General features: G+C 65.9%; 13 protein-coding genes. 7 read left to right on the plus strand and 6 right to left on the minus strand.

Annotated features, from left to right (window positions below; genetic code table 11):
- Positions 1–558: 558 nt before the first annotated feature.
- Both ABD714_RS11565 and ABD714_RS11570 read right to left on the minus strand, forming a co-directional pair.
- Positions 559–1056, minus strand: a complete 498-nt coding sequence (locus ABD714_RS11565) for a GNAT family N-acetyltransferase (RefSeq protein WP_344812505.1) — start codon at positions 1054–1056, stop codon at positions 559–561.
- A 101-nt stretch (positions 1057–1157) separates the two neighbouring features.
- Entirely contained in the window at positions 1158–1628 is a 471-nt protein-coding gene (locus ABD714_RS11570; RefSeq protein ID WP_344812506.1) for an NUDIX domain-containing protein, read from the minus strand.
- A gap of 133 nt (positions 1629–1761) precedes the next feature.
- Between ABD714_RS11570 and ABD714_RS11575 the strand changes: the two genes are divergently transcribed.
- The 3 genes from ABD714_RS11575 to ABD714_RS11585 all read left to right on the plus strand — a co-directional run bounded on the left by ABD714_RS11575 (position 1762) and on the right by ABD714_RS11585 (position 3441).
- Positions 1762–2262: a GNAT family N-acetyltransferase gene (locus ABD714_RS11575; protein ID WP_344812507.1), complete on the plus strand. Its 501-nt coding sequence runs from the start codon at positions 1762–1764 to the stop codon at positions 2260–2262.
- Positions 2263–2698: 436 nt separating this feature from the next.
- Positions 2699–2962, plus strand: coding sequence for a hypothetical protein (locus tag ABD714_RS11580; RefSeq protein WP_344812508.1), 264 nt, complete (start codon positions 2699–2701; stop codon positions 2960–2962).
- A gap of 53 nt (positions 2963–3015) precedes the next feature.
- Positions 3016–3441, plus strand: coding sequence for a DUF192 domain-containing protein (locus ABD714_RS11585; RefSeq protein ID WP_344812509.1), 426 nt, complete (start codon positions 3016–3018; stop codon positions 3439–3441).
- Positions 3442–3513: 72 nt separating this feature from the next.
- Here the strand turns inward: ABD714_RS11585 and ABD714_RS11590 are convergent, their stop codons facing one another.
- Genes ABD714_RS11590 through ABD714_RS23070 form a run of 3 tightly spaced genes read right to left on the minus strand, consistent with a single transcriptional unit; the run spans position 3514 to position 6005 of the window.
- On the minus strand, positions 3514–3858 hold the full coding sequence (locus ABD714_RS11590) for a hypothetical protein (RefSeq protein ID WP_344812510.1): 345 nt from the start codon (positions 3856–3858) through the stop codon (positions 3514–3516).
- A 12-nt stretch (positions 3859–3870) separates the two neighbouring features.
- A complete protein-coding gene (locus tag ABD714_RS11595) occupies positions 3871–5451 on the minus strand; it encodes a hypothetical protein (RefSeq protein ID WP_344812511.1) in 1581 nt (526 codons plus the stop codon).
- Positions 5448–6005, minus strand: coding sequence for a bacterial transcriptional activator domain-containing protein (locus tag ABD714_RS23070; protein ID WP_425562387.1), 558 nt, complete (start codon positions 6003–6005; stop codon positions 5448–5450). The genes ABD714_RS11595 and ABD714_RS23070 overlap by 4 nt, the downstream gene beginning before the upstream one ends.
- A 1078-nt stretch (positions 6006–7083) precedes the next feature.
- Between ABD714_RS23070 and ABD714_RS11600 the strand changes: the two genes are divergently transcribed.
- From ABD714_RS11600 to ABD714_RS11605, 3 genes are all read left to right on the plus strand, one after another.
- Positions 7084–7443: a hypothetical protein gene (locus ABD714_RS11600; protein ID WP_344812512.1), complete on the plus strand. Its 360-nt coding sequence runs from the start codon at positions 7084–7086 to the stop codon at positions 7441–7443.
- Between the two features lie 352 nt (positions 7444–7795).
- Complete coding sequence (locus ABD714_RS23075) at positions 7796–8083, plus strand: DNA cytosine methyltransferase (protein ID WP_425562388.1); 288 nt, start codon at positions 7796–7798, stop codon at positions 8081–8083.
- A complete protein-coding gene (locus tag ABD714_RS11605) occupies positions 8002–8190 on the plus strand; it encodes a DNA cytosine methyltransferase (RefSeq protein ID WP_344812513.1) in 189 nt (62 codons plus the stop codon). The genes ABD714_RS23075 and ABD714_RS11605 overlap by 82 nt, the downstream gene beginning before the upstream one ends.
- 411 nt (positions 8191–8601) lie before the next feature.
- Here ABD714_RS11605 and ABD714_RS11610 read toward each other — a convergent pair whose 3' ends face one another.
- Positions 8602–9813: a tetratricopeptide repeat protein gene (locus ABD714_RS11610; RefSeq protein WP_344812514.1), complete on the minus strand. Its 1212-nt coding sequence runs from the start codon at positions 9811–9813 to the stop codon at positions 8602–8604.
- A 395-nt stretch (positions 9814–10208) separates the two neighbouring features.
- Between ABD714_RS11610 and ABD714_RS11615 the strand changes: the two genes are divergently transcribed.
- Positions 10209–11153 (plus strand): pentapeptide repeat-containing protein, encoded by a 945-nt coding sequence (locus tag ABD714_RS11615; RefSeq protein WP_344812515.1) that lies wholly within the window; start codon positions 10209–10211, stop codon positions 11151–11153.
- The last annotated feature ends 411 nt before the right edge of the window (positions 11154–11564 follow it).

An 11564-nucleotide genomic window follows, 5' to 3' on the forward strand; every position in this document is an offset into this window, starting at 1 on the left:
CAGTAACCGGGCCAACCCCAAACCAAGATCAACTACCCAAGCCAATCGGTGGATTGAGGCTAAGCGCCCGGCAACGTGCGCGAGATTGTCCGCAGGGGACACCGGCGCGTTGCAGTTAGCGTCCGTGCTCGGGTGCTTGATCGAGTGGGGCTTGCGAGCTCAGTCAGCGACAGATACTCACTGAGCGTGCCTCGACCTGTGCCACGCTTCAGATGAGCGAAGTTAAACGGGCGTCACCGGAGCCATCAGCGCAGCTGCGATGTAGAAGTACGCAACCAGAACGATGCCGGCAGCCAGAAGTAGGTACCCAATCGCTCTCATCCGACGGCGAGCCGGGTGCGCAGCAGGTCTTGTCCTCCTGTTCAGCACCATGCGAACGACGAGGAGGAGCAGACCCGCTCCAAGAAGGCCTAATCCCGCGAATAAGACATTGCCGTCCACTAGCCCGTCGCCAACCAGTGATGAGCACCGAACGCCAGACGAACCAGCCCTCCACCCTCGCGCACGAGCGGAACGCTACCTAACCCCGATCCCGAGCGAACCTCTAACGCCGGTCGCTCAGCGAACCATTCGTTTTTCGACGAGCGCTGGGTTGGCCGCGTCGGTCGACTCGGCACCGTCAAACTTGAAGCCGTTGCGCTGGTAGAACGCGATCGCCCGGTGGTTGGCCCCCAGCACCCACAGTTGCGCAGGCTCCTGGCCGATGATGGCGTCGAGGAGCTGCTGTCCAACGCCTGTGCCGTGTCCGACTTCCATCAGGTAGATCGAGAACAGTGTGAGAGGGCAAGCGACTGGGTTCCCGTGCTCAGCGTCCTGGCCGACTGAGTCCCCGGCGTTGGCGAATCCGACAATGTGCCCTGCGTCGACTGCTACCGCCATCCGGCCCGGACGCGGACTCAGCTGGAGATAGTCCCTCCAGAAACACAGTCGCCGTTCGAGCATCTCCTCGCCGAAGAAGCGCTCGTCGAACAGGTCGCCATACGTCTCGCGCCAGCTAGCGACATGCACACGGGCGATACCCGCCTCGTCGCCTAGCACCGCCTTCCGGACCAGCACGCCCGCTCCTGCCACACCTTGAGGCTACTGACCACGGCTTGCCGGCACGGCACAGGCACCGACCGACACTCAGCAGCCCCTGATCTCGCTGGACGGTCCGTCTACGGAGACCGCGTGTCCCAGCCGGCGAGCACCAGAGGCTCGCCTTGGTCGCATGCCTGGAGGGCGCGCTTGACGTAGTCGATGACGTCAGGAGGTAGCTGCTGCGGGTCTGCCCAGACCAACTCAGTGCACTTGGTCGGCTCACCGATCGCTGGGGTACCGATCCACCGGTCGATGGTGAAGAAGAAGTCGACGTACTCGTCGTCGTCAGCATGCTCGGGCGCGCGATGGGCGGTGGCACTGAGGCGGCAGTCGTCGGGGTCGACGGCGACCACGAGTTCCTCGGCCAGCTCGCGCACCAGGGCGGTGCGAACGTCTTCGCCGCCGTCGAGGTGACCGGCCGGCAGACTCAGTTCGCCATCGTGATACCCAGATCCCGCTCTGCGCATGAGCAGCACGCAGGTGCCGGCGCGCAGGATGCCGTACACCGCAACTGCCGTCCGGAACCGTGTCCTAGTCACCCAAGTCACCGTAGGACAGGCGTTCTCACCGAGGGTGGGTTGAGCGTGGAGTGTGAGACACCTGCCTCCCTCTTCGGCGCACCCGCATACCGGTCGGCTAAAGGGTTAGATCCTGCGGTCCTTCACCGGTAGGTTCCCGCTGGTGCAGGCAGACACAAGGACGGTGCGAGCGGAGGACATCGATGTCCTTGCTACCGCGTTCGCGAGCTGGCCGAAGCCTCGAGTGTTGTTCGAAAACTACTTCGGGCGAGTATCCGAGGGCAGCCTCGACATGGTGGTCGCCTCCGTCGAGTCTGAGGTGACGGGGTACGTGCTGATCAAGACACGCTCGAACTACCTGCCCTTCGCGGCGGCCGGCATCCCAGAGATCGCCGACTTCAGCGTCTTACGCAACCGCCAACGAGCGGGCATCGGAACCGCGCTGATGGACGAGGCCGAGCGCCGCGTCGCCCGGTTCTCCAGTGTCGTTGGCCTCGGGGTCGGTCTGTTCTCCGACTACGGCACCGCTCAACGGATGTACGTCAAGCGGGGCTACGTGCCCGACGGCGCCGGCGTCGTCCTCGACGGGGTGCCTGTGCAGCAGGGAACAAGCATCATCCTCAACAACGACCCCGAACTCATGTTCACCAAGCGGCTGCACTGAGCCTGCCAAAGCACCCGTGCGCTGCATCGCACGAGGGTCCCGTGCCGGCATCCGTGAAAGCATCGCCGCGTGTCCAAGCTGTGGTGGAAGTCGGTCGACGCATTCACCCCCCGCCGCCCTGGCGGTCGGGACCCGCAAGAAGCGGATGGCCATTACCAGCGAAGACCCACCCGGCAAAGCTCTCCAGCCCGTTGCCACTGCCATGCGGTCGCTCGCCGCCTTCGTGAAGGAGTACGTCAATGACTGACGGCCTCAGCATGCTCGACGAGATGCGGAAGAGCCGCAGCCGCAGCATTCCCACCCCGCGGAACCCCCCCCGCGCCACCCCGTCCAGGTCGCCGAGCTCGCAGCTGAACCGGCAGCGGTCGAGGCCGCGGCACCCGTCTTCGAGCCGGAGCCGGCGACCGCGGCCGTCCCGACCCCGAAGCCGACGCCCGTGGCGACGAGTGTGGCAGGGGAGTCGGCCTGTGCAGGAGCCAACAATCAAGATGTTGATCTACCTCGAGGCGAGCGACGCCTGTACCTCGAAGAGATCACCCACGCCGGCAAGACCAGCCGGCCACGCATCGCGATCTCCCGCAGCGCCATCGTCCGGCTCGCTCTCGAACGGCTTGCCGCCACCATGACCACCGACGACATCGTCGACCAGCTCCGCAAGACCGGCGACGAGCACCAGGGCAAGGGCCGCAAGCGCCGCTGACCAGCAGCAGCTCGAGAGTGGGGGAGTGCGTGCGACAACGGACACGCCTGACCGTGGCCGCTCTGCTCGCCGTCCTGATCGCCGTGGTCGGCTGCTCACCGCCCAGCCCTGAGCCGACCTACGCCACCGTCACCATCGGACCCCTCACGTACCGGGTCGAAGTCGCCCAGACCGTCGAACAACAGCGTGAAGGTCTCGGCAACCGCGAGAGCGTGCCCGCCGGCACCGGCATGCTGTTTCAGTTCGGCAGCCGCGGCGAGCAGCAGGTCTGGATGGCCGGCATGACGATCAAGCTCGACATCGCCTGGATTATCGACAGCGAGGTCCTAGCGGTCGACACAGTGACTCCTTGCCTCGAGCTCGACCAGAACGCGTGTCCACGCTGGACGTCGCCCGCGCCCGTCGACGCCCTTCTCGAAGTCCCTGCCCATTCCCTCACGGGCGTGGATCCAGGCGTGAGGGTCAGCATCGAGCACTAGCCCCATCCCCGGCCAGCCCAGGCACGGTCGTCACCGGCAGCAGCCTCCCGGAGAGGCTCGGATTCCGGAAAGTTAGCCTGAAGGGAAGTCTGGCTGACCCTCAAAGGTCACCCGGTTGGACTGGACCTTGTGGCCGGTCTTCTTGTTGATCACTTCGACGAAGACGGTCTTGCGCTCGTGCGGCTTGAGCTTGTAGTAGACGCCGAGCTGCACGCTCCCGGAGGCCAGTTCCTCTTCGCGGTAGTGGAGGGTCCGGTCCTTTCTGAACCTCCGATGCCACCTGAGCCGGACAGCAATGACTACAGGCAGGTCACCGGGTTCCACCGGCGGCGCCGGGGTGGCGGTCCCCGTGCCTGCGATGCTCGCCTGGAACGGCAAGCTGGGCTCTTCCAAGTCCGCTTCCAGCGCTACTGGCATACCGTTTCTCCTTCACTGTTTACTTTCCAACGGACAAGCGGTGGCAGCCCCCGCGGTCCGCGAGACGCGGTAGCTGACTTGAAGGTCGCTGGACTCGGCAACTTGTACACCGACCGGCAACTGGTCGCCGAAGTCGCGACGGACTCCCTGGATGATGTCGTCAGGATCGTCGCCTGCATTGTCGAACTCGTCGCTGAACGGCTCTCCGGCAGCATCGTCGTTGTCCCATGCGTGGAGAGTGAACGACGTACGCGTTCCTTTCGGCAAGCAGAGCGTCATGGGCCCCGGCAGCTGGCCTCGAGGGATGAAGCTGCCGTCGACGATACTGACCCGACCACCACGGTTGGTGGTGTGGACCGACCGCCTGAAGTTCTGCGGGTCGTCGTAGAGGACGGCCGCCAGCTGAACCTCTCCGGCGGTCCCATCGGAGTCGCCGGCGTGAATGATCCGCACGGACTCGATCGTCACGGTCACCGCCTGCGGCCCCGGCACCGCCTGCCTACATGGGGTCCCCGGCGGATGCGGATTCCCGCCCGCCTTTACCCACATCGAGACCAGGAGCCCGTCACGGTTGACGCGTCGGGCGTCACGTACCAAGCGGCACCACTCGTAGCCGGTCTGCAATGTCGCTAGCGCCTTCGCCCGAGCATGCTTCAGCCGGCGCTCAGCCACAGGGACGTCTGAGGCGCCGGACGTCGGTGAGTCCTTGTTCAAGTTTTCGTGCTTGATCCCGGTGTAGGCATCCGACGGGGGCCAGCGCCAAGAGGTGACATCGCACTCGCTGTCGGCGAAGATGCGGGTTCCAAAGAGCCCCTTACTTTCACCGGTCTCAAGGAGTCGGCCTCGAGGGGAGCCCTTCGCGTCCAGAAGCACCGGGACGAACCGGCCAGCACCGTTGCGCTCGATCGACCAGTCGCCCGGTATGGCATCCCAGTCATCCCCACCCAAGAGGATGTCGTCGCGCACCACAGCCCCCCCGGCGGGAGCAAACCAGGTTTGGTCCAGTGACCGGCTCGACCCGCTCAGGTCAACAAGATCGGAGACTGCCACCTCGACGGCGCCGGTCCGGGGGTTGTCCGACCTGGGGAACCCAAGCTCGACCCAGTTGGAGTGGCTGTAGAAGTCCTGCACAGGGTGCAGACCTCGCCCGAAGTCGGTCGCTGCCCCCCACACGTCGTAGGCGTCCAGCTTCGCCAGCGTCCCCGCATATCTGTCCCGGATGAACTCAGCAGAGCCATCAAACTCGCAGTCGTCGAAATGCTTCTCATCGTCACCGCGGCGGGCCGAGGGGAACCCCTTGTCCATCCAGTCGTGCTGGGCGTCGATGACAGACAGCAGCGGCTCACGCACGAACGGGCTGGTCACGGTCGACGCGGGAACCGAGGAGCCCAGCCCTTGATAGGTGATCTCCTCGTGGAATTCGAGTGCGAAGGCGTGAGCGGAGGTACCAGCTGACACCGACGTCACGAGCGTGCTGACGACGGCACCAATGACTACGACCCGGACCGCCCAGTGCTTCGTCCGTCTCCCCGCAGACAGCGTGCAATCACCGTGCCTGTTGGCAAGCTGCGCAGGTCCCTCGTGGAAGGTCATCGGCGTGGCCGGGCCCGCGTAGGACGAGACGTCGTCTGGCTGGTCGCGATGTCCGCCAAGACTGCATCTGAGGTAATGCGGATCTCTGCAACGAGCGACGTCACGCTCGGGCTCGTCAGCGACCCAGTCTCGACGTGCAGCTGGGCCTGCGGCCGGCGGTACTCCGTCCACGCCGCCGCCGAGTTGCCATCACGGAGATGGATCCCGCTGAACACCCGTGTCGCGCTCTCACGGAGAGGGTCGAGGCGGGTCGCTGACTGTGCGATCGTCAACGCCAGCCCGAGCCGGTTGCGGAACGTGAGCCGCTGCGTGACGGCCTCGAGCGCACTCAGGGTCAGGGAGTGGGGCTGCTCGCGGGCGAAGTCGAGCCACTGAAGCCCCCGCTGTCCTGCAGGCGGTGCCAACCGCGGCCGAGACGCCCTGAGGCGCTGCCGGCCACCAGCAACAAGGGCATGTGAACCTCGGCGCAGCGCGTCGGTCGAAGTCGTCGGCTGCTGCTCCAGCACTGCCGCACGTGTTTCACTCACACAGAAACCCCCGTCGCGTCGACACACCGACTATGCACTGCCCGTAGCCGAAGCTCAAGACATTAGTTTGAGGCGACGAGGAAAGCATTGGGCCGTAGCAAACTGACCGAACGCGACGCAGAGACGTGCGTTTGTGACGCTTTCCGTGATTCTGCTCGAGACCTGCCGAACCCGGTACCCACCAAGGGGCTCCTGTGTTGGTGCTGTCGGAATGCAGATTGCTACGCGGGTATCGCTGCCAGAGGCGCCGATCTGTAGCCGGCCCAAAATCGTTCGTTTCTGGTGACCGAAGCTCGTCGTCGGTCCTCGGCTGCCGGCAGGCGGAAGCCGACACCGAAACTCATCACCAAAACGATGGGTGCCGTCTGTACCTTTTGTGGAGTCACGAGGGGAGGTCCACCATGCCTGGTCAGTCGGCTAGCCGAGCAGCCCGTCCAGGCGGGTGTTCTTCCGTGATGTTGAAGCCGTACGCGGTCGTCGACGACCTGGATCAGCTCCGAGGGCCTGGCGGCGGTGTGGTTGAGCTGTCGCACTCGGTGCTGTGGCGCCGGGGGGCTCGTTCGTCGACCTCGACGAGCCGGGCGGGACAGCGCTTGCGTACCAGGCGGTGCTGGCCGAGGGAACTGTTGAGGACCTGACGAGCGTGCTTCACCGCAACCGGCTGACGGCGGGGTGGCCGGAGATAATGCTGGACCGGCGCGTGCGTGAGATGTGGGAGTCCCGGTTCTCAGAGCTTCGGCCGGCGTCGGCCGCTCTCGTGACCAAGGACTCTCCGGCGCCGGACCGTGCCGTCTCTGTGCAGCGCGCGTCGCCCGGGTCGCTCTAACGAGCGTGCAGGGGGTTCGCCCTGGCGGGCTCTGGTGCGATCCGCGAGCACGGCACCATTGACCGGCTGACCGAGGACGTCGACCTGTTCACCCCCAGCCACTCGGTCATCGCGTCCACGGTGGCGCTGAACGCGGTCACGTCCTGGCTCGAGGTGGAGCTGGTTCGCCGTCGACCACAGTCGCCGAGCACCGCAGTACGCCCGTCTGCAAGTGGCCACTGCCGACGGCCTCCAGGTCGACGTCGACCTCGGGGTGGACCGGCGCGGGGAAGACCCGGTGTGCGGCTGGAGGTCGGGCCGGTGCTGAGCCTGGCCGATGCGGTCGGTAACAAGGTGTCCGCGCTGTACAGCAGGGCGGAGGCCCGCAACTACCTCGACGTGGACGCCATCCGCGGGTCTGGCCGGTTCGACGACGAGCAGCTGGTCACCGCTGCGACCGAGCGCGACCCTGGGTTCGATGTCGGCATGTTCGCCCAGCAGCTCGCCGCTGCGAGCCGACTGCTGCCCGCTCAGGTCTCCCGGTACGGCGTCACCCCAGCACGGCTGGAAGGCGTCAAGACACGGTGCACCGCATGGGCCCAGCACACTGCACCAGCGGCTCCGCCGCGACACGTCCAGCGGGCAGGGCCCCCACGCTGAGCGACACCCAGATACGCGAGCTGGTCACCCGACGACAGGCCGGATTCCCGACGCCGGCGGCCGAGAGCACAGGTCGCCGTCCAAGCCCTCCAACGGAGCCGCCTCGCCGGCCCCTGGACTCTGACCCGGGAATCGAACGCTGACCCGAACCGGCTCGACCCGAGAACCTTGCCCCGGGTTCACAGGTACATGAGCCGACGGCCGCCGGACTGGTCGGCAGAGGCGAGTGCAGTCGGCTACGGGACCGGCAGCAACTGACTGCCCGAGTGGCGCCGAGAGGGACTGTGAAGCCGCATTCTGGGCGGCTGCGCGTCGATTCGCAGATATGACCGATGGTATCTGAGCTTGGTGTGTGACCTTCTCTTTCGTCGACCTCTTCGCGGGGGTCGGGGGTTTCCACGCTGCCCTGGCTGGTCTGGGGGGTGAGTGCTGGTTCGTCAGCGAGATCGACCGGGCGGCTGCCGCCGTGTACGAAGCGAACTGGCTGCCGGCCGCTGACGCCGCCGACCGGAAACTGCAGCGGGTCGACGGCGCATCGTCCCCCTCACGACGAACCAGATGCTGGTCCCGCCCACCGACGTCCTCGCCGCCGGCTTCCCCTGCCAGCCGTTCTTCAAGTCCGGCTTCCAGCACGGCATGAGCGAGACCCGCGGCACCTTGTTCTGGAACATCTGCCGCGTCCTGCAGGGGGAGAGGAACACGACGGGTCGGCGAATCCTGCGCCTGCCCCTCCGATGCCGTTGGTGAGCCGGAAGTCCGATCTCTTGGTGGTGTCTTGACAGACCAGAGCCCGCGGGCGTCGTCTCGCAGGCCGAAGCCGTTCGCGTTGTGGCCACCAGGGACCGTGAGGACACCTGCGGCGTAGGCCGCTGCAGCAAGAATCCACTCGCCGGCTGCGCCCGAGCCGAACCGGTTCGCCCGGTCCGTCGGGTTCACCCGGCGGACGTTCAGGTCCAGTGCGCTCTCCAGCTCCCCGCGAAGATGGTGGTCGCTGGCAAGACGGTCACGCAGCGTGTCGAAGGCGACCGAGCCACTCGACGAAAGGGCAGGCATGCCCAGAACTGTAAACAGGTCCGCGTGGGAGGGTCGGCAATGAGTTCCTCGCCGGGACAAACCTGTGCCTGTTGAACCACTCTGGGTGGTAGCCGACTCTATCTCTTACACCACTTCGTCAGGTGAACTACCGGCTGCTCGCGAGTTCTGCAGTTCGGCTTGGACTTGGTTCAGTGTGGCGGTGTCGTCGGCGAGGTCGGGGTGCTGGATGGCGCGTTCGATGGTGACGACGTGCTCGAGCTCGGTGACGGCTGCGGTGAGGTTCCCGTCTGCTCGGTAGACCATGGCGATGTTGTAGCGGGTGACGGCTTCGCCCGCGGGGTCGCCGACCTCGCGGCAGAGAGTGAGGGCCTGCTGGTAGTGGGTGAGGGCGGCCGGGAGGTCCCCGCGGTTGTGGTGGATGCTGCCGATGTTGTTCAAGGTGGTGGCTTCGCCGGCGGGGTCGCCGACCTCGCGGCGGATGGTGAGGGCCTGCTGGAAGTGGGTGAGGGCGGCCGGCAACTCCCCTCGGCGGCGGTGGACGCCGCCAATGCTGTTCAAGGTGATGGCCTCGCCGGCGCGGTCGCCGACCTCGCGGCGGATGGTGAGGGCCTGTTGATAGTGGGTGAGGGCGGCCGGCAGCTCCCCTCGGCGGCGGTGGACCAGGCCGATGTTGTTCAAGGTGATGGCCTCGCCGGCGCGGTCGCCGACCTCGCGGCGGATGGTGAGGGCCTTCCGGTAGTGGGTGAGGGCGGCCGGCAGCTCCCCTCGGTGGCGGTGGACGCCGCCGATGTTGTTCAAGGTGGTGGCCTCGCCGGCGCGGTCGCCGACCTCGCGGCGGATGGTGAGGGCCTGCTGGTAGTGGGTGAGGGCGGCCGGCAGGTCCCAGCGGTCATGGTGGACCATGCCGATGTTGTTCAAGGTGGTGGCCTCGCCGGCGCGGTCGCCGACCTCGCGGCAGAGGGTGAGGGCCTGCTGGTAGTGGGTGAGGGCGGCCGGCAACTCCCCTCGGCGGCGGTGGACGCCGCCGATGTTGTTCAAGGCGGCGGCTTCGCTGGCGCGGTCGCCGATCTCTCGGGAAAGGGGGAGGGCCTGCTGGAAGCAGGTGAGGGCGGCGGTCCGGTTCCCGGTAGCACTGAACGCCCGGCCGGCGTAGAGCAGCGTCGAGGGGCTTGTCTGAACCTGTAAGGAGCGGTCTGTCAGGGCCTGGACTTCCCGGAACCTGGACACCACCAGCCAGCTGCTGGCTAGGCGGTCGCCGACGTCGGCGACGATCCCGCTGATGCTGGCGGCTTCAGCTAGCCGAAATACTTCTTCGAGCTCAGCCTCACTCGCCATTACGACGACCACCCCCGCATTGATGATTTAGATTCTTCTGAAGCCAAGCCATGAGCGTGGGTCTAGTCGGGCGCAGAACTGCGAGGTCCTCGTGGCTCATCGGACCACGACTGTAGGGCCGAGTCTGGACACGCCTTACTGCACCCGGCACACTTGCAGCAGTTTCGACCGAGATGGACGCAATGATGACTGACGCAACAGCCGAAGAACCGCCCCCTAAGCCTCGGAAACAGTCCGATCCCATTCTTGGGCCGTGGCTGGGACCGTCACTTCAAGAAGAGCACGAGCGCGGACTAGAGACCGACCCAGGCGCGGGGCACACGGCAGACCATCACCCTGATACCTCAGCGGCCGGGCGGGCCGATGATCTGGGGGAGACGGAGCGTTGATCAACCGTGGCTGACGACCGAGCCAGCGAGCCCTATAGCGAGTCCTCCACCAAGATCCGCGAGGCAGGTAAGTGGCTCCTTGGCGCAGCGGCAGCAGTTGGCGCAGCGGTCATTGCTGGGAGCCAGCTGTCTGACATTGGCAGTCTTCCGGTCTGCAAACCTTTCTCCTCGATCAGCTGCGCGCGGCTACCGATTGCGGTCGTCGCAGCAGGTCTCGCACTCGTGGCGATCGCGTTCATCCTGTGGAATGCGGTCCGGCTCCTCCTGCCCATCGGGCTGCCTCTCGGTGACCTGGCTCGTGCATGGGACAGGTCAGTCAAGACTGTGAACGGCCAGCTAGCCAAGAAGAGGGTTGGGCCGCTGCGGGCTGACATTCGGTTCTTCTTTGATCATCCTGAGCAGATCCCTCTGGCTGCAGACGCCGTGGTCGGTAGCCTCTCTGCCCTGAAAACTGAGTGGGAGACGGCTCGGGACGACCTGCAGTCGGCACGCCGAGCCTTACAGGACCCTTCTGCTCACCCGGTTACGGCTCCTGAGGAGGCTGAGGAAGCCGAGCAGAAGTTCCGTCGGTGGGATGCGGCCGTCAAGTCCACGATCCAGACGGCTCAGTACGAGCTGCTGCTTGGGCGCTTCCGGGCTCTTCTGTGGAAGCTGCTGCCCGCCACGTTCATTGCCGCGACCGGGCTGGCCGCTTTCGCGTGGGCCAGCAACCCCGGCCCAGTCACGGCAAGCTTGGCCGATGCTCAGCTGGCTGGCGCGGACCTGCGCAACGCCAAACTGGTCGGTGTGACACTGGACGGGGCCAACCTCACGAGGGCTAACCTCGCCGGTGCTGATCTCGGCGGCGCTTCTGTTCGGGACGTGGCTTGGACAGGAGCGACATGCCCCGACGGCACGAAAAGCGATAGCAACGGAACTCCAGCAACCTGCCTCGGTCACCTCAGCCCCTAAGCTGAACGCGTGCTGGCAGACCGTGTATTGGCGACTCTGTACATACCTTCCGCCGATACGAGCCGCTTGAATACTTGGGCTATTGGCTCGTTCATGAGTGGTGGCCGTTGGGCTGGCGTGGAACTCGGCGTGGACCTGGTTCAGCGTCGCGGTGCCGCCGGTGAGATCGCAATGCTGAGGGGTGTCGTCGACGGCGACGGCGCGTTCGAGGTCGACGGCTGCAGCGGTCAGGTACTCGGCTGTTCGGTAGATCATGGCGATGTTGTCGCGGATGGTGGACTCGGTCGCCGGTCGCCGGTCTCCTTATGGATGGTGAGGGTCTGCTCGTAGTAGGTGAACGCCACCTCTAAGCCTCGATCCACCGATCGGCGTTGGTGGGCGGGTCTGTCTGAATGGTGGCGCTGCTTCTGG

Source organism: Microlunatus aurantiacus (genome assembly GCF_039536605.1).
Lineage (GTDB): Bacteria > Actinomycetota > Actinomycetes > Propionibacteriales > Propionibacteriaceae > Microlunatus > Microlunatus aurantiacus.

Bases quoted from the DNA above. Each gene is read 5' to 3' on its own strand.
- ABD714_RS11590 (WP_344812510.1), bottom strand. From the start codon at position 3,858: ATGCCAGTAGCGCTGGAAGCGGACTTGGAAGAGCCCAGCTTGCCGTTC.
- ABD714_RS11595 (WP_344812511.1), bottom strand. From the start codon at position 5,451: ATGACCTTCCACGAGGGACCTGCGCAGCTTGCCAACAGGCACGGTGAT.
- ABD714_RS11605 (WP_344812513.1), top strand. From the start codon at position 8,002: ATGCTGGTCCCGCCCACCGACGTCCTCGCCGCCGGCTTCCCCTGCCAG.
- ABD714_RS11610 (WP_344812514.1), bottom strand. From the start codon at position 9,813: ATGGCGAGTGAGGCTGAGCTCGAAGAAGTATTTCGGCTAGCTGAAGCC.